Annotated in this window: 15 protein-coding genes; 4 read left to right on the forward strand and 11 right to left on the reverse strand. The window is 63.2% G+C overall.

The window, feature by feature from the left end; genetic code table 11:
* Nucleotides 1–8: 8 nt before the first annotated feature.
* The 3 genes from LDZ23_RS13250 to garL all read right to left on the reverse strand — a co-directional run bounded on the left by LDZ23_RS13250 (nt 9) and on the right by garL (nt 3,338).
* Nucleotides 9–1,343 (reverse strand): MFS transporter, encoded by a 1,335-nt coding sequence (locus LDZ23_RS13250; RefSeq protein WP_008352655.1) that lies wholly within the window; start codon nt 1,341–1,343, stop codon nt 9–11.
* A 265-nt stretch (nt 1,344–1,608) separates the two neighbouring features.
* Complete coding sequence (locus tag LDZ23_RS13255) at nt 1,609–2,619, reverse strand: 2-hydroxy-3-oxopropionate reductase (RefSeq protein WP_268811673.1); 1,011 nt, start codon at nt 2,617–2,619, stop codon at nt 1,609–1,611.
* Nucleotides 2,553–3,338 carry a 2-dehydro-3-deoxyglucarate aldolase gene (gene garL / locus LDZ23_RS13260; protein ID WP_008352653.1) on the reverse strand — a complete coding sequence of 262 codons (786 nt, stop codon included), beginning with the start codon at nt 3,336–3,338 and terminating at the stop codon, nt 2,553–2,555. Before garL ends, LDZ23_RS13255 begins: the two co-directional genes overlap by 67 nt.
* A gap of 381 nt (nt 3,339–3,719) precedes the next feature.
* Between garL and LDZ23_RS13265 the strand changes: the two genes are divergently transcribed.
* Together LDZ23_RS13265 and chrA are read left to right on the forward strand one after the other, a co-directional pair.
* The gene (locus LDZ23_RS13265) at nt 3,720–4,421 is read left to right on the forward strand and encodes a FadR/GntR family transcriptional regulator (RefSeq protein ID WP_008352651.1); all 702 of its coding nucleotides are present in this window, start codon (nt 3,720–3,722) and stop codon (nt 4,419–4,421) included.
* 280 nt (nt 4,422–4,701) lie between these two features.
* Nucleotides 4,702–5,907: a chromate efflux transporter gene (gene chrA / locus LDZ23_RS13270; RefSeq protein ID WP_008352649.1), complete on the forward strand. Its 1,206-nt coding sequence runs from the start codon at nt 4,702–4,704 to the stop codon at nt 5,905–5,907.
* Nucleotides 5,908–5,969: 62 nt separating this feature from the next.
* On the opposite strand, the gene glmS is transcribed toward chrA, so the two are convergent.
* The 5 genes from glmS to LDZ23_RS13295 form a co-directional block, all read right to left on the reverse strand.
* The gene (gene glmS, locus LDZ23_RS13275; RefSeq protein WP_008352648.1) at nt 5,970–7,787 is read right to left on the reverse strand and encodes a glutamine--fructose-6-phosphate transaminase (isomerizing); all 1,818 of its coding nucleotides are present in this window, start codon (nt 7,785–7,787) and stop codon (nt 5,970–5,972) included.
* An 82-nt stretch (nt 7,788–7,869) separates the two neighbouring features.
* Nucleotides 7,870–9,231, reverse strand: coding sequence for a bifunctional UDP-N-acetylglucosamine diphosphorylase/glucosamine-1-phosphate N-acetyltransferase GlmU (gene glmU / locus LDZ23_RS13280; RefSeq protein ID WP_008352645.1), 1,362 nt, complete (start codon nt 9,229–9,231; stop codon nt 7,870–7,872).
* A gap of 96 nt (nt 9,232–9,327) precedes the next feature.
* Nucleotides 9,328–10,299, reverse strand: a complete 972-nt coding sequence (ttcA, locus tag LDZ23_RS13285; protein ID WP_008352644.1) for a tRNA 2-thiocytidine(32) synthetase TtcA — start codon at nt 10,297–10,299, stop codon at nt 9,328–9,330.
* A complete protein-coding gene (locus LDZ23_RS13290; RefSeq protein ID WP_008352641.1) occupies nt 10,296–10,697 on the reverse strand; it encodes a dihydroneopterin aldolase in 402 nt (133 codons plus the stop codon). Before LDZ23_RS13290 ends, ttcA begins: the two co-directional genes overlap by 4 nt.
* 27 nt (nt 10,698–10,724) lie before the next feature.
* Nucleotides 10,725–11,567, reverse strand: a complete 843-nt coding sequence (locus LDZ23_RS13295) for an SDR family oxidoreductase (RefSeq protein ID WP_008352640.1) — start codon at nt 11,565–11,567, stop codon at nt 10,725–10,727.
* Between the two features lie 13 nt (nt 11,568–11,580).
* Between LDZ23_RS13295 and LDZ23_RS13300 the strand changes: the two genes are divergently transcribed.
* Together LDZ23_RS13300 and LDZ23_RS13305 are read left to right on the forward strand one after the other, a co-directional pair.
* Entirely contained in the window at nt 11,581–12,786 is a 1,206-nt protein-coding gene (locus LDZ23_RS13300) for a class I SAM-dependent methyltransferase (RefSeq protein ID WP_244807670.1), read from the forward strand.
* A 10-nt stretch (nt 12,787–12,796) separates the two neighbouring features.
* Complete coding sequence (locus LDZ23_RS13305; RefSeq protein ID WP_008352638.1) at nt 12,797–12,991, forward strand: DUF2905 domain-containing protein; 195 nt, start codon at nt 12,797–12,799, stop codon at nt 12,989–12,991.
* 734 nt (nt 12,992–13,725) lie between these two features.
* Here the strand turns inward: LDZ23_RS13305 and LDZ23_RS13310 are convergent.
* Genes LDZ23_RS13310 through LDZ23_RS13320 form a run of 3 tightly spaced genes read right to left on the reverse strand, consistent with a single transcriptional unit; the run spans nt 13,726 to nt 16,553 of the window.
* The gene (locus tag LDZ23_RS13310; RefSeq protein WP_008352637.1) at nt 13,726–14,961 is read right to left on the reverse strand and encodes a multifunctional CCA addition/repair protein; all 1,236 of its coding nucleotides are present in this window, start codon (nt 14,959–14,961) and stop codon (nt 13,726–13,728) included.
* Complete coding sequence (locus tag LDZ23_RS13315; protein ID WP_008352636.1) at nt 14,958–15,578, reverse strand: glutathione S-transferase family protein; 621 nt, start codon at nt 15,576–15,578, stop codon at nt 14,958–14,960. The genes LDZ23_RS13310 and LDZ23_RS13315 overlap by 4 nt, the downstream gene beginning before the upstream one ends.
* Nucleotides 15,579–15,596: 18 nt before the next feature.
* On the reverse strand, nt 15,597–16,553 hold the full coding sequence (locus LDZ23_RS13320) for a complex I NDUFA9 subunit family protein (RefSeq protein WP_008352635.1): 957 nt from the start codon (nt 16,551–16,553) through the stop codon (nt 15,597–15,599).
* Nucleotides 16,554–16,625 lie beyond the last annotated feature (72 nt).

Consider the following 16,625-nt stretch of genomic DNA (forward strand, 5'->3'; position numbering starts at 1 on the left):
AGCGGGTTTCAGTGCGCGCCTTGATGCGCGACGTGGCCGTCCGGCGTGCGATCCGAGCGGCGGTTGCGCGTGAAGAAGACCGCGACCGCCGCGATCAGCGATGCGACGCCGAGGCCGTACAAGCCGCCCGACACCGAGCCCGTATGTTGTTGAAGATAGCCGAAGGTCGCAGGCGCGAAGAAACCGCCGAGATTGCCGACCGAGTTGATGAGCGCGAGCACGCCAGCCGCGACGCGCGCATCGAGATAGCCTTGCGGAATCGGCCAGAACAGCGACGACGCCGCCTTGAAGCCGATCGCGGAGAAGCAGATGGCGACGAACGACAGCACCGCGTTGCCGGTCGTCGATGCGAACAGGCCACATGCCGCGATCACGAGCGCCACGGCGACCCACGCCTGCTGGAAGCGCCAGCGCGCGGAGAGCAGCGCGAAGCAGTACATCGCGACGATCGCGATCATCCACGGAATCGTGTTGTAGAGGCCGACCTGGAAATCGGTGAGGCCGCCCATCTTGCGGATGATCGTCGGCAGCCAGAAGGTTGCGGCGTAAATCGTGAGCTGAATCGCGAAATACATGAAGCAGAACAGCACGATCTGCGGATCTTTCAGCAGCTTGATCGCGGGAATGTGGCCGCCGGTGGCCGCTTCGCGTTCCGCCTGTTCGGATGCGATCGCGTTTTGCAGCGCGCGTTGCTCGTCGACGGAGAGCCAGTGAGCATCGCTGATGCGCGATTTCAGCAGCATCCAGCTCACGCCGCACAGGATGACGGAGAACCCGCCTTCGATCAGAAACATCCACTGCCAGCCGTGCAGGCCGAGACCGCGAATCGACAGCAGACCGCCCGTGATCGGGCCGGACAGAATCGATGCGAACGCCGAGCCGCCGAGGAAAATCGCGATCGCCTTGCCGCGTTCCTTCTGCGGCAGCCATTGCGTGAAGTAATAGATGACGCCCGGAAAGAATCCCGCCTCCGCGACGCCCAGGAGAAAGCGCAGCACGTAGAACGACGTTTCGTTCTGCACGAAGGCCATCATCGCCGCGACGACGCCCCACGTACCCATGATGCGCGTGAGCCACGCGCGCGCGCCGTACTTCTGCATCAGCACGTTGGACGGCACTTCGAACAGCGCATAGCCGATGAAAAACAAACCGCTGCCGAGACCGTACGCCGCCGCGCCGATGCCGAGATCGGTCTGCAAATGCGAGCTCACGAAACCGACGTTCACGCGATCGATGTAGTTCGCGATGAACATGATGAGGAACAAGGGCAGCACATGGCGCTTGACCTTGGCGCTGGCCGATTCGAGCAGATCGGCGGCTGGCGTGGCGGGAATCGTGTTCAAGGGATGTCTCCGGATCGCGTCTCGTGGTACGTTGTCTGATGACATTGTATGGCGAGATGCTTTCGGGGCCAATCACGTGTTTACCCTTTCTCGGCTCTAGGCTTGTCGTATATGGCTTACACGCCGATGGACACCGAGCGCATGTTCGGACGCTGGCCTTCTAAACTAGGACGTCCGACAACTACAGAAGCACAAGGCCGGTTGCGAAAACGACACTGCCGGCGCGAGGCCGGCAGTGTTTATCGAAGACGGGAAATGCTGACGCTTACTTCTTGTCCTGCCCGATCTCGTGATTCGCCATGATCTCGAGCGCGCGGACCATGCCCGAGTGATCCCACGCCTTGCCGCCGTGCGCGGCGCACGCATTGAACAACTGCATGCACGTCGACGTGTTCGGCAGCGCGACGCCGAGCGATTGCGCCGTCGCGAGCGCCAGATTCAAATCCTTCTGATGCAGCTCGATACGGAAGCCCGGATTGAACGTGCGCTTCGTCATGCGCTCGCCGTGCACTTCGAGAATGCGCGACGACGCGAAGCCGCCCATCAGCGCGGTGCGAACCTTTTCGGCATCGACGCCGGCCTTCGATGCGAGCAAGAGCGCTTCGCCGACCGCCTCGATGGTCGCCGCGACGATCACCTGATTCGCGACCTTGCAGACCTGTCCCGCGCCGACTTCGCCGATCAGCGAGATGTTCTTGCCCATCAGGTCGAAAAGCGGCTTGACCTTGTCGAACGTGGCTTGCGCGCCGCCGACCATGATCGTCAGCGACGCGGCCTTCGCGCCGACTTCGCCGCCGGAGACGGGCGCGTCGAGATAATCCGCGCCCTTCTCGCGCACTTTCGCCGCGAATTCGCGCGTGGCGATCGGCGAAATCGAGCTCATGTCGACGACGATCTGACCGCTCTTCAGCTTGCTCGCGACGCCGTTCTCGCCGAACAGCACGCGTTCGACGTCCGGCGTGTCCGGCACCATGATGAAGATGACGTCGGCCTGCTCCGCGACGGCCGCGGGCGAATCACAGGCCGTGGCGCCCGCGCCGGTCAGATCGGCGGGCACGCCGCTGCGCGTGAATGCCGCGAGCTGGACGCCGCCCTTGAGAAGATTGGCCGCCATGGGATTGCCCATGATGCCCAGTCCGATGAAGCCTGCCTTTTGCATGTATCGCTCCTTGATGTCGATTTTCGATGCCGGTTTGTCGAGCGCGACGCTCAGTCCGGGATGAAATGTTTGCGCACGCCCTGCGCCGCGTTTCTGAGCATCCCCAGATCCGCGCACACGGCGACGAATGTGCTGCCCATTGCCAGATAGCGCTCGGCGTCTTCCTGCACGGGCGCGAGAATGCCGCTCGGCTTGCCGGCCGCGTGCGCGCGCTCGAACACATGTGCGATGACCGCCTGCACGTCCGGATGGTTCGCTTGGCCGATGTGACCGTACGATGCCGCGAGATCCGACGGTCCGACGAACAGCGCGTCGACGCCTTCGACCGCGATGATCTCGTCGATCGCTTCGACCGCCGCGCGGCTCTCGATCTGCACCGCGACGCTGATATTGTCGTTCGCGATCTGGAAGTAGTTCGGAACCGTGCCGTAGCGATTGCCGCGATGCCCGACCGACACGCCGCGGATGCCCTGAGGAGGATAACGCGTCGCGGCGACGGCGCGCTCGGCATCGGCGGCGCTGTCGACGAACGGAATCAGGAAATTGACGACACCGCCGTCGAGCAGCTTCTTGATCGCGACGGGATCGTTGGCCTGCGGGCGCACGACAGGCGCGCTCGGGCTGTCTTTCAGCGCCATCAATTGCGGGATGAGCGTGAGCGCGTCGTTCGGCGCGTGCTCGGCGTCGAGCAGCATCCAGTCGAATCCGACCACGCCGACGAGTTCGGTGACGATCGGACTCGCCAGCGACATCCAGCATCCGATCAGCCGCTTGCGCTCGCGCAGCGACGTTCGGAATGTATTGGGCAGCGGTTGATATGGTGACGAAGACGGCATGATGCCTCCCTGTGACGACGGCGATCTGATTGGAAAGCGGCAAGTCCGAACTCACGTAGTTATCGGACGTCTTAACACAGGGTACTGTGGAAACGCGGGAAAACGACAGCGGCGTAAACCCTGCATTCCTTTAGTTTAAGAGATTTCTGCTAAGAATCGTCTAATTCTACTTATACGATGTCTTATATCAATTTGCAGGACATCCGGGCCGCGTCGAATTGACGAAGCGTTCCCCACGCAGGAAGATGCGTCGTCGGACATCCCCACGCGCGAGGCTTATCGCGCCATGCGCGTCGACCGATCCTAAGCGAAGCCAAGACGTCCGACAACGGGTGTAAACGCCGCGCTTCCCAGAACAATATCCATCAGCAGCGAATCACCATGGCCAGTCTCACCGATAAAGTCGTCGCAACCCTGATCGAGGATATCGAACGCGGCGTTCTCCGTCCCGGCGACAAGATCCCGACCGAAGCCGCGCTGATGAAGCAACTGTCGGTGAGCCGGTCCGTGGTGCGCGAGGCTGTGTCGCGCTTGCAGGCGGCGAACGTCGTGGAAACGCGGCACGGCGTCGGCACGTTCATCCGCTCGCCCGAGGAACGCGAATCGGTGCGTCTCGCGGATGCCGACCTGTCGAACCTGCTGGACATCATGGCGATCATCGAATTTCGCATCGATCTCGAAGGCGCCGCCGCCGCGCTCGCCGCCGGCAGGCGCACCGACGCGCATCTGAAGCAGATCGCCGCCGCGCTCAAGCGCTTCGAGGAGCAACTCGCGAACGGAAGTACGGACGTGCTGCAACACGACGTCGAGTTTCACTTGCAGATCGCGCGCGCGAGCGGGAATCGCTATTTCCACGACGTGCTTAGTCAGATGGGACGCGGCGTCAGTCCGCGCACGCGGCTGCGCAAGGCCGAAATCGCGGAGCTGGATCAGATCGAACGTCTGCGCTGTGTGCTGAGCGAGCACAAGGCGATCTATCAGGCGATCGTGCGTCAGGATCCGGACGATGCCCGCGCCGCGATGCGCATGCATCTGAGCAACAGCCGCGAACGGTTGAGACACGCGCATGGCGCTGCCGCCTGAATGAGCGCCGATGTTTTGGGCAGTGCCGCCACGTTGTCTGAGTAAACAAAAGAGTTCGTATGTATACGTGGTAGTAGTTAACAAGCTCGCCGCAAATCGGTGGATAACTGGCAATGCGCTTTTTACGTCAGAGGTTTACCGCGCCGACAACTCCGGTATGGCGGGCGTGGTTTCGGCCTGAACTCGGGACAACTTTCGCGTCGTTTCGACGGACGTCGAGTTGTTCAGAAAGCGCCAACAGTTAACGCGACGATGTGCCAACAAGGTTGTCCACAGGACGATGGCTTTGCATGAACCGAAGTCCGCGCGCGGAACGCCGTTCGAAGTGTTCGCGACGTTTCTCAAACTCGGCCTGACATCGTTCGGCGGACCAGTCGCGCACATCGGCTACTTTCGCGCTGAATTCGTCGAACGCCGGAAATGGCTCGACGACACGAGCTTCACCGATCTCGTCGCGCTATGTCAGTTCCTTCCGGGGCCGGCGAGCAGCCAGGTCGGAATCGCGATCGGCTTCGCGCGCGCAGGATGGATCGGCGCGCTGGCGGCATGGACCGGCTTCACGTTGCCGTCCGCGATTGCGCTGATTCTCTTCGCCCTCGGCCTGGCGCACTCGGCGCAGCTGATTCACTCCGGGATCGTGCACGGTCTCAAGCTCGCGGCGGTCGCCATCGTCGCGCAAGCGGTGTGGGGCATGAAGACGTCGCTGTGTCCGGACCGGTTGCGGGCCGGCATCGCCGTGGCCGCCGCGTTGATCGCGCTGACCGTGCCGTCGGCCGCCGGGCAATTGGGCGCCATCGCGTTCGGCGGAATCATCGGCTGGCGGATGTTGACGCTGACGCATCTGGCGTCGGCGAAGCATCGGCGATATGGCATCGGCAGAACGCAGGGCGCGATGCTGCTCGCGGTTTTTTTCGTGCTGCTCGCTTTGCTTCCGGGCGTCGCCGGTTGGACCGGCGCGAACTGGCTCGCGATGGCGTCGGTGTTTTACCGGTCGGGCTCGCTCGTTTTCGGCGGCGGGCACGTCGTGTTGCCGCTGCTTCAGGCGAGCGTCGTGCCGAACGGATGGGTGCCCAACGATGTTTTTCTCGCCGGATATGGCGCGGCCCAAGCCGTACCGGGGCCGCTCTTTACCTTCGCCGCGTTTCTGGGCGCGGTGATGCCCGCGCCGCTCGGCGGATGGATCGGCGGTTTCGCGATGCTCGTCGCCATGTTCCTGCCCGCGTTTCTGCTCGTGCTCGGCGCACTGCCGTTCTGGGAGACGTTGCGTCAGCGGGACGCGATACAGCGCGCGATGGGCGGCGTGAACGCGGCGGTCGTCGGCATTCTCGGCGCGGCGCTGTACGACCCGGTCTGGACGAGCGCCGTGCATTCGCGTGCGGATGTCGCGCTGGCGTTGGCCGCGTTCGGTTTGCTCGTCGTGGGGCGCGTGTCTCCGGTGATCGTCGTGGCGCTGACCGCCATCGGCGGATGGATGATCGGCGCGTGAAAATGAAAAAGGTCCGCGACATGCGCGGACCTCTTTATTCTTTTTCAGCCGATCAACCGACCTTATTCCACCGTCACCGACTTAGCCAGATTGCGCGGCTTGTCGACATCCGTCCCGCGTGCACACGCCGTGTGATACGCGAGCAACTGCAGCGGCACGACGTGCAGGATCGGCGACAACGCGCCGTAATGCTCCGGCATGCGGATCACATGGATGCCGTCCTCGCTGACGATGCGCGTATCGGCATCCGCGAACACGTACAGTTCGCCGCCGCGCGCGCGCACTTCCTGCATGTTCGACTTCAGCTTTTCGAGCAGCGCGTCGTTCGGCGCGACGGTCACGACCGGCATCGCCTCGGTGACGAGCGCGAGCGGCCCGTGCTTCAGCTCGCCCGCCGGATACGCTTCAGCGTGGATGTACGAAATTTCCTTGAGCTTCAACGCGCCTTCGAGTGCGATCGGATAATGCAGGCCGCGGCCGAGGAACAGCGCATTCTCCTTGCGCGCGAACTCTTCCGACCACGCGATGATCTGCGGCTCCAGCGCGAGCACGCTGTTCAGCGCAGCCGGCAAGTGGCGCAGTTGCGTGAAGTACGCCGCTTCGCGCTTCGCGTCGACGTGACCGCGCATCTTCGCGAGCGTCACCGCGAGCACGAAGAGACCGACGAGCTGCGTCGTGAACGCCTTCGTCGATGCCACGCCGATTTCGGTGCCCGCGTGCGTCAGGAATGCGAGTTCGGTCTGGCGCACCATCGCGCTCGTCGCGACGTTGCACACGGCGAGCGTGTGCTTGTGGCCGAGCAACTGCGCGTGCTTGAGCGCGGCGAGCGTGTCGGCGGTTTCGCCCGATTGCGAAATCACGACGACCAGCGCCTTTGGATTCGGCACCGATTCGCGATAACGATATTCGCTCGCGATCTCGACCTGCGTCGGAATCTTCGCGATCGATTCGAGCCAGTATTTCGCCGTCACGCCCGAGTAGTAGCTCGTGCCGCACGCGAGAATGAGAATGCTGTCGACCTGCGAGAACGCGTCGCGCGCCGCTTCACCGAAGAGGCTCGGGCTGAACTCGTCGGCTTGCGGAATCGTGTCGGTGATCGCGCGCGGCTGCTCGAAAATTTCCTTTTGCATGAAATGGCGATACGGCCCGAGCTCGACCGCGCCGCCGTACGCCGTCACCACGCGCACTTCGCGCTCGGCGGGTACACCTTCGCGATCGACGATCTTCACGCCTTCGAGACCGATCTCGACAACATCGCCTTCTTCGAGGAACGCGAAGCGGTCCGTGCTGCCGGCGAGCGCGAGCGCATCGGAAGCCAGGAAGTTTTCGCCCTCGCCCACGCCGACGACGAGCGGCGAACCCTGACGTGCGCCGACGACCGTATGCGGCTGATTCCGGTGCATCACCGCGATCGCATACGCGCCGTGCAGTTGCTTCACGGCCTCGCGCACGGTTTGAAAGAGATCGCCGCGATACATGCTGTGAATCAGATGCGCGATGACTTCGGTGTCGGTCTGCGACACGAACTCGTAGCCCTTGCCCTTCAGCATTTCGCGCAGCGACTCGTAGTTCTCGATGATGCCGTTGTGCACGAGCGCGACGGTATCGCGCGAGAAGATCGGATGCGCGTTGTCGGTGACGGGCGCGCCGTGCGTGGCCCAGCGCGTGTGCGCGATGCCGGTCATGCCGCCGAGGTTCGTCTCGCGCACTTGCGCGTCGAGATCGGATACGCGCGCGACGCTGCGCGCGCGGCGCGGCTCGCCGTTGCTCAGAACGGCCACGCCGCACGAGTCGTAGCCGCGATATTCGAGCCGGCGCAGACCTTCGACCAGCACCGAGACGATGTTACGTTGCGCTACCGCGCCGACAATTCCGCACATGGACGTTCTTCCTCTGAGACTTGCATTCGAAAGCGCGATGCACGATGCGCCGCGCGCGTTGGGCTGAATCTGACGTACAGCCTTACGACTTCTTCTTGACCGGGCGCACGTAGCCCGTCTTGCTCACTTGCGACTTCTCATTGAGCACCAGCTCGCCTTCGCCAACGTCCTTCCATACTGTCGTGCCGGCCGCGATCGTCACGCCGCGGCCCACGCGCACCGGCGCGACCAGTTGCGTATCCGAGCCGACGAACACGTCGTCCTCGATCACCGTGCGATGCTTGTTCGCGCCGTCGTAATTACAGGTGATGGTGCCCGCGCCGATGTTCACGCGCGCGCCGACATCCGAATCGCCGATATAGCTGAGATGGTTCGCCTTCGAGCCGCGCCCGAACACCGCATTCTTCACTTCGACGAAGTTGCCGACATGCGCTTCATCGCCGAGCGTCGCGCCCGGACGCAGCCGCGCGTACGGACCGAGCACGACGTTCGCGCCCGTCTTGCCGCCTTCGATGTGCGTGTACGCATCGATTCGCGTGCCCGCGCCGATGGTCGCGTCGCGGATCACGCAGTTCGGGCCGATCGTCACGTTGTCGGCGAGCGTCACGCGTCCTTCGAAGACGCAGTTCACGTCGATCGACACATCCGCGCCGCATTCGAGCGTGCCGCGCACGTCGATGCGCGCCGGGTCCATCAGCGTCACGCCCGCATCGAGCAGCGCGTTCGCGACGTTGCGCTGATGGATGCGCTCCAGCTCCGCGAGCTGGATCTTGCTGTTCACGCCGAGCGTTTCCCATTCGGCGTCCGGCTGCGCGGTGACGACTTCGACGCCCGCTTCGATCGCGCGCTCGACGACGTCCGTCAGATAGAACTCGCCCTGCGCGTTGTTGTTCTTCAGCGACGCGAGCCACGATTCGAGCGTGCGCGTCGGCGTGATGACGATGCCCGTATTGATTTCCGCGATGCGCCGTTCTTCCTCGCTCGCATCCTTTTGCTCGACGATCTTCTTCACCTTGCCCGCGGCGTCGCGCACGATGCGCCCGTAGCCCGTCGGATCGCCCACGTTCACGGTCAGGACGCCGTAGCGCTCCGCGCCCGCGGCGGCGATCAGACGTTCGAGCGTGCTCGCACGCGTGAGCGGCACGTCGCCGTACAGCACGAGCGTCGGAACCGATGGATCGAGCAGCGGCAGCGCCTGCTGCACGGCGTGTCCCGTGCCGAGTTGTTTGTCCTGCAGAGCGAACTGGACGTCCGGCGCGCCGACGGCCTCGCGAACCTTGTCCGCGCCATGTCCGACGACGACGACGAGCCGCGTCGGCGACAGCGTGCGCGCCGTATCGATGACGTGCGCGAGCAGCGGTTTGCCCGCCAATGGATGAAGCACTTTCGGCAGGGCGGAGCGCATGCGCTTGCCCATGCCGGCAGCCAGAATCACGATGTTCATCGCTGAAAGCCTTGCTGGTATGACGAGCCGCCAATTTATCACGCGGCTCTTTGGCGCAATGCGGCGAAACCCACGCTGCGCCTTATTGGATAAAGGTTACAGGTCGTCGAACTGCACAATTGAAACCGTGCCGGACGTTCCTGACGGTTCGGTCGCACACGGTTCCTCGTCGAACGCGATATCGCCTTGCGGATCGGCCTCGCCCGTCGCGCGCAATCCGGCGAACGGGAAAAGTTTGCTGTCCATCAGATGCGACGGCACCACGTTCGACAGCGCGTTGAACATGTTTTCCACGCGCCCCGGAAAACGCTTGTCCCATTCTCGGACCAGCGCCTTCATTTCCGCGCGCTTCAGATTCGGCTGGCTGCCGCACAGATTGCACGGAATGATCGGGAATTCGCGCAGTTCGGCGTATTTTTCGAGATCGACTTCCTTCACGTACGCGAGCGGACGAATGACGATGTTCTTGCCGTCATCGGATTGCAGCTTGGGCGGCATGCCCTTCAGCTTGCCGCCGTAGAACATGTTGAGCAGCAGCGTCTGCAGGATGTCGTCGCGATGATGTCCGAGCGCGATCTTCGTCGCGCCGAGCTCGCCCGCGACTCGATACAAAATGCCCCGGCGCAGTCGCGAGCAGAGCGAACATGTCGTCTTGCCTTCCGGCACGAGCCGCTTGACGATGCTGTACGTGTCCTGATTCTCGATATGAAACGGAATGTCGAGCTTGCTCAGATATTCCGGCAGCACGTGTTCCGGAAAGCCCGGCTGCTTCTGATCGAGATTGACGGCGACGATCTCGAAGTTGATCGGCGCGCGCTCGCGCAGGCGCATGAGGATGTCGAGCATCGCGTAGCTGTCCTTGCCGCCGGACAGGCACACCATGACCTTGTCGCCTTCCTCGATCATGTTGAAGTCGCCGATCGCCTCGCCGACCTGGCGCGCGATGCGCTTGAACAGCTTGTTGTTCTCGTACGCTTCCTTTTGCTGGCGCTTCGTCAGCGCCTCGCGCACCGGCTTTTGCGCTTCTGCGGTTTCGGCTGCGGCTTCGATCGTGTCGCGCGCGTTCATGCTCGTTCCTCTTTGATGCGGAAGACTTCGACGCCGACCGCGTCGCAATCGGGATAGACGTCGGGCTTTTCCGTCGACACGGCCACGGCGCGCACGTTCGGATGCGCGAGCAGCGCGGCCGCGACGTCGTCGCACAGCGTTTCCTGCAAATGGATGTGTCCGCGCTTCACGCGCTCGGCGATGGTCGAGCGCATGAAATCGTAGTCGACGACTTCGGCGAGCTTGTCGGCGACGGGCGTCGACAGCGCGAGCGGCACGTACAGCTCGACGTTGATGACGACACGTTGCTCGCCGCGCTTTTCGAAGTCATGCACACCGATGTTGATGCGAACTTCGTAGTTACGCAGAAAAAGCCGCCGGCAATCGGTCAGCCGGGGGTGCGAAAGTGCGGCAAGCATGTTGGTTCCAATATTCAGTGGCGCGTTTCAGGACTTTTGCGCGCCGATCATGTACATGACGTCGCGCGGACTCGGCACGAGATGCTGGCCGCCGTCGACGACGAGCGTCGTGCCGGTCACGCCGTGCGCGTTCGCGAGATAACACGCGGCCTGCGCGACGTCGTCGACCGTCGATGCGCGGTTGAGCGGCGTCACGCGATGCGCCGTCTCGAACGACGCGGGCGTCTGCCCGGCGGAAATCAGCGTCAGACCGGGCGCGAGGCCGACGACGCGCAGTTTCGGACCCAGCGCCTGCGCGAGCGCGATGGTGGCGTTTTCGAGCGCCGCCTTCGTCAGCGTGTACGACAGGTAGTCCGGGTTCATGTTGTACAGCTTCTGATCCAGCACGTTGATGACGACGCCGCGTTGCGCGTCATCGACGGTTGCGGACTCGGGAGTGATCTCGTGCAGCATGCGCGCGAGCGTGAGCGGCGCCGCGACGTTGACGGCGGTCATCTCGAGCAGCTTCGCGTAGCCGAAGTCGATGGCCGTATCTTCGTCGAAACGCGACGCGCAGTTCACCACGCAGTTCAGACCGCCGAACGCTTCGGCGCACGCCGGCACGAGCCGTTCTACCTCGGCCTCGACGGCGAGATCCGCTTTCAGTGCAACCGCGCGGCGCCCGAGCGACTCGATATCCGCGACGGTTTCGCGCGCTTCATGCGCCGAGTGGCCGTAATGCACGACCACATCCCAGCCTTGCCGCGCGAATTCGAGCGCGACGCCGCGCCCGATGCGTTTCGCCGCGCCGGTCACGAGCACGGCGCGCGCACGCGAAACGGAACCGGATGACGACGTGTTGACGGAAGAAAACGGCGTGGAAGCGCTCATTTACAATACTGGGATGAATCCGAATGCCAGACAATCCGATAGTTTACCTGCTCCGGGCGCCGACGCGCTCGCGCAGTCCGAAGCGCTCACCGACCTGATCCGCAGGCGCATTGCCGCGGCGGGCGGCTGGTTGCCGTTCGACCGCTATATGGACCTCGCGCTGTACGCGCCCGGCCTCGGCTATTACGGCGGCGGAGCAATGAAATTCGGCCGCCGCGCGGAAGACGGCAGCGATTTCGTCACCGCGCCGGAACTGTCCCCGCTTTTCGCGACGACGCTCGCGCGGCCTGTCGCGCAGGCGTTGCAACAAAGCGACACGAAGCAGTTGATGGAATTCGGCGCGGGCACCGGCAGGCTCGCGGCGGGCTTGGTGAACGCGCTCGCCGAACTCGATGTCGCCTTCGACAGCTACACGATCGTCGATCTTTCGGGCGAGTTGCGCGAACGTCAGCGCGAGACCATCGAGAAGGACGCGCCGGCGCTCGCCGCGAAGGTGAAATGGCTCGACGCGCTGCCCGATGCGTTCGAGGGCGTCGTGATCGGCAACGAAGTGCTCGACGCGATGCCTGTGCGTCTGGTCGTGCGCAAGCTCGGCGCGTGGCACGAGCGTGGCGTCGTGGCGCTGAACGACCGCTTTGCCTTCGATGACCGGCCGATCGCGCCGGACGCGCAGGTCGAACTGATCGATGCCGCCATCGATGAAGCCAACGACGAGCCTTTTGCCGAATATGTGACGGAGACGCACGAGGCCGCGCTCGCGTTCACGAAGACCGTCTGCACGATGCTTGTGCGCGGTGCGGCATTTTTCATCGACTATGGTTTTCCGCGACGCGAGTTCTATCACGCGCAGCGCGCGGCGGGCACGCTGATGTGTCACTACCGGCATCGCGCGCATTCGGATCCGTTTCTGTATCCGGGATTGCAGGACATCACGGCGCATGTCGAGTTTACGGGCATCGCGGAAGCAGGCGTCGAAGCGGGTGCGGATTTGCTCGGATTTACGTCGCAGGCGCGGTTTCTGATGAATGCCGGCATCACCGATGTGCTCAGCGGTCTCGATCCCGCTGATGTGAAGCGCTTTTTGCCTGCTGCGAATGCCGTGCAGAAGCTGCTTTCGGAGGCGGAAATGGGCGAGTTGTTCAAGGTGGTCGCGTTTTCGCGCGGCATTCCCGGAATGCTGGATGCGTTTTCGGCCGGCGATCGGTCTCATACGCTATGAGTAAGCGATCATGATCCGCTGGCTGCTCACTACGTTTATCGCGCTCGCGATTCTTTCGGGGTCGCTGCCGTGGCTCAAGAAGATCGGCATCGGGAGGCTTCCCGGAGATTTCACGCTGCGGATATTTGGGCGGGAATATTCGTTTCCCTTTATGTCGACGCTGCTGTTGTCGGTTTTGTTGTCGTTGATTGCGCGGGCGCTTTGAGGGTTTTGGGTCCTGGCTTTGCTTTTGCTTTTGCTTTCGTTTTCGCCGGATCCCGTATTCGTGTCGGTCTATTAGCATTGCCCCTGTGCGGGGCGGCACTCACTTTCTTTGCTGCTGCAAAGAAAGTAAGCAAAGAAAGCAGCTCCTGATACGCCCGCGGTCACACGCAATTTGGGTAGTCCTCTCGTCCTTCGTGGGCTGCCTAAAGAGTGCCCTCATAGGCCCAATTGGGCTTGGCTCGCGCACGGTCTGCCACATCGCACCACACAACAAACCGGTTCAGCACCAAATAGCTCCAGCCCGCTTCGCGGCCGACCGGTCAATCGGGTCCGCGCGTGCTTCGCTACTAACATCTTTATCGCACTGCGCGCGCAAACCGATGGCTTCCTTTGCAAACCCGGCGGCAGCGCGTAGCGCTGTGCCGAAGCTCTTTCGTGCTGAACCGGCGTTCTCAACGGTTTCGGGCGGCGGACCGTGCGCGATCCAAGCCCGGTTATTGTGATGAGGGCACTCTTTAGGCGAGTGCCATCGAGGACGAGAGAACTACCCAAATTGCGTGTGACCGCGGGCCTGAAAAGCTGCTTTCTTTGCCTACTTTCTTTGCAGCAGCAAAGAAAGTAGGTGCCGCCCCGCACAGGGGCAACGCTAATCGACCGACACGAACACGGGATCCGGCGAAAACAAAAAACAAACGAACCGCAGGACAAAGCAAAACAAAGCAAAACAAGAAGCCGTCAAACCCCCAGAGCGCCTTTCACCGCCGCGACCCGCGCATCATGCACGGCATCCTTGATCTTGGAAGGATTAGAAGCAAACGCCTGCGCAACGGCCCCGGCATCGACCGCACGAGCCGCAACCAACGCCTCCCGCAAACGCTCAGCCTGCGGATAAGCCTGCTGCTCCAACCCAAGCCGCCCACGCGCATCCGCGACACAAGCCTGTAGCGCTTCAGCAAACCGCGCAGGCTTGCGTATCGCATCCGATCGCTCGAACAGCCTGACGAGCGCCGCCGCGCCCATCTCCATCACGCGATGAATATTCCCGTGCTCACGCGCGACGAGCATCGCCAGATCGCGGCATTCGTTCGGCACGCGCAAGCGCTCGCACAAAGGCCGCAAGAGGTCGACGCTGCGTCCCTCATGGCCGATATGCCGCGGCAAAACATGCTCCGGCGTCGTCGCCTTGCCAAGATCGTGCGTCAGCGCCGCGAAGCGCACCGGCAACGCGAATCCCTGCGACGCCGCGTAGTCGAGCACCATCATCACGTGCACGCCGGTATCCACTTCCGGGTGATAGTCCGCGCGCTGCGGCACGCCCCACAACGCATCCACCTCCGGCAGAATCCGCGCGAGCGCGCCGCATCCGCGCAGCACGTCGAACATGCGCGACGGCTTCTTTTCCATCAGCCCGCGCGACACTTCCTGCCACACACGCTCGGCGACGAGCGCATCGACTTCGCCCGCCGCGACCATCCGCTTCATCAGCTCGGCGGTTTCGGGCGCGACATCGAAATCCGCGAAACGCGCCGCAAAACGCGCGAGTCGCAGAATACGCACCGGATCCTCGATGAACGCATCGCCGACATGCCTGAACAACTTGTTCTTCAGATCGCTCTGCCCGTCGAACGGATCGATCACCGGACCGGTCAGCTCGCCCGCCGGCGTGACTTCGCGCGCCATCGCGTTGATCGTGAGATCGCGGCGCGCGAGATCTTCCTCGAGCGTCACATCCGGCGAATAGTAGAACTGGAAGCCGTGATAACCCGCCGCCGTCTTGCGCTCCGTGCGCGCGAGCGCGTATTCCTCGTGCGTCTGCGGATGCAAAAACACCGGAAAGTCCTTGCCGACCGGCCGATAACCCTGCGCCACCATCTGCTCCGGCGTCGCGCCGACGACGACGTAATCGCGATCCACCACCGGCACGCCGAGCAATTCGTCGCGGATCGCGCCGCCGACTGCGTAGATGTTCATCGCGCTTCCTCGCGCGCGCCGTCGATCCACGCCGCGACCGCGGGCAGCGCCGTCACGCGCTTCGCATAATCGAGCGACGTCGCGCTCAGTTCAGGCGCGTAGGTGTTGAAGCGCATGACGACCGGGGCGAACATCGCGTCCGCGATACCGAACTCGCCGAACAAAAACGGCCCGCCCGATTTCGCCAGGCACTCCGCCCAGATCGCCTCGATGCGCGCGATGTTCGCGAGCGCGCCCGGCGTCGCGCCCGCGCCCGGCGCGCGCGTCGTGATTTCCATCGGCATGTTCTCGCGCAAGTCCGCGAAACCCGCGTGCATTTCCGCGCTGATGCTGCGGGCGCGCGCGCGGAGAGCCGCATCGCGTGGCCACATCGCGTGTTCGGGATGCGCCTCGGCGATCGTTTCGACGATCGCGAGCGACTCCCACACGGAATCGCCCGCATCGGTGATGAGGCACGGCACCTTGCCGGACGGCGACACTTCGAGAATCTTCGCTTTCGTGTCGGGCTGGCCGAGGCGGATCAGCGTCTCTTCGAACGGGATGCCGAAATGTTTGAGCAGCACCCACGGGCGCATCGACCAGGAAGAATTGAACTTGTCACCGATAACGAGTTTCATGCGATCACAAAAAGAAGATTAACGATGCGCGGTTGCGCGATATCCGTTGAAGCGCGAGCGCGGCGAGTTGCCGCTCAGATACAGCGGCGCGATGGTCTCGATGCTCGCCGGCTCGTCGATGCCCAGTTCCGGCGCAAGCGGCCCGCTCGCGATGCTCGGCGTCTTCATCGAATCGAGATTGTCGCGCGAGATGACGGGCTGGCCGGGCGCCATTTCCATCGTCATCGCCTGCAGGCGGCCGAGGCTCTCCGGCAGCTTGATGATGCGCGAATGCTTGCCGATGGTCGCGCCCGCGAAACGCACCAGTTCCGCGAGCGTGTAGACGCTCGGCCCGGCGAGCTCGTAGACATGGCCATTGGCGGCGTCGAGATCGAGCACGTTGACCATCGCCTTCGCCACGTCGCCGACGAAGACCGGCTGAAACTGCGCATCGGCACAAGCGAGCGGAATCACCGGGAACATGCGTTCCAGAAACGCAAACTGATTCAGCAGATTGTCCTCCGGACCGAACACGACGGAACTGCGAAAGACCGTCCAGTCGAGTCCGGATTCTCGGACGATCTTTTCGCCGTCGCCCTTCGAACGCAGATACATGCTCGGGCCCGCCGGATCGGCGCCGATCGCGCTCATATGCAACAGACGCCGCACGCCCTTCGCCTCGCACGCGGCGGCGATCTTCCGCGGCAGTTCGACATGCGCTTTCGCGAACTCCGGCCCGTACGGATCGTCGCGCCGTCCCTGAAGAATGCCGACGAGATTGATCACGGCATCGCTCTGATCGATGAACGCGGCGAGTTGCACGGGATCGTGCACATCGGTCTCGATGACGTCGACGGGCAACAGCGTGAGATGCGCGGCGTTCGAGCGCCGTCGCGTCGCGACGCGCACGTTCTTGCCGAGATCGACGAGCGCATTGACGAGATGGCTGCCGATGAATCCCGAACCGCCGATCAACGCTATATGTTGGTGTCGCATAGTTCGCCTCTTGGGTCGCGGCCTGACGAATGCGGCTTCAGTTCAGAACGCCGGCGCAGAAATGAAAACGCC

The organism is Caballeronia zhejiangensis (assembly GCF_022879815.1).
Classification (GTDB): domain Bacteria; phylum Pseudomonadota; class Gammaproteobacteria; order Burkholderiales; family Burkholderiaceae; genus Caballeronia; species Caballeronia zhejiangensis.

Bases quoted from the DNA above. Each gene is read 5' to 3' on its own strand.
- garL (WP_008352653.1), bottom strand. From the start codon at position 3,338: ATGCCGTCTTCGTCACCATATCAACCGCTGCCCAATACATTCCGAACG.
- LDZ23_RS13265 (WP_008352651.1), top strand. From the start codon at position 3,720: ATGGCCAGTCTCACCGATAAAGTCGTCGCAACCCTGATCGAGGATATC.
- chrA (WP_008352649.1), top strand. From the start codon at position 4,702: ATGGCTTTGCATGAACCGAAGTCCGCGCGCGGAACGCCGTTCGAAGTG.
- glmS (WP_008352648.1), bottom strand. From the start codon at position 7,787: ATGTGCGGAATTGTCGGCGCGGTAGCGCAACGTAACATCGTCTCGGTG.
- glmU (WP_008352645.1), bottom strand. From the start codon at position 9,231: ATGAACATCGTGATTCTGGCTGCCGGCATGGGCAAGCGCATGCGCTCC.
- ttcA (WP_008352644.1), bottom strand. From the start codon at position 10,299: ATGAACGCGCGCGACACGATCGAAGCCGCAGCCGAAACCGCAGAAGCG.
- LDZ23_RS13290 (WP_008352641.1), bottom strand. From the start codon at position 10,697: ATGCTTGCCGCACTTTCGCACCCCCGGCTGACCGATTGCCGGCGGCTT.
- LDZ23_RS13295 (WP_008352640.1), bottom strand. From the start codon at position 11,567: ATGAGCGCTTCCACGCCGTTTTCTTCCGTCAACACGTCGTCATCCGGT.
- LDZ23_RS13300 (WP_244807670.1), top strand. From the start codon at position 11,581: ATGAATCCGAATGCCAGACAATCCGATAGTTTACCTGCTCCGGGCGCC.
- LDZ23_RS13305 (WP_008352638.1), top strand. From the start codon at position 12,797: ATGATCCGCTGGCTGCTCACTACGTTTATCGCGCTCGCGATTCTTTCG.
- LDZ23_RS13310 (WP_008352637.1), bottom strand. From the start codon at position 14,961: ATGAACATCTACGCAGTCGGCGGCGCGATCCGCGACGAATTGCTCGGC.
- LDZ23_RS13315 (WP_008352636.1), bottom strand. From the start codon at position 15,578: ATGAAACTCGTTATCGGTGACAAGTTCAATTCTTCCTGGTCGATGCGC.
- LDZ23_RS13320 (WP_008352635.1), bottom strand. From the start codon at position 16,553: ATGCGACACCAACATATAGCGTTGATCGGCGGTTCGGGATTCATCGGC.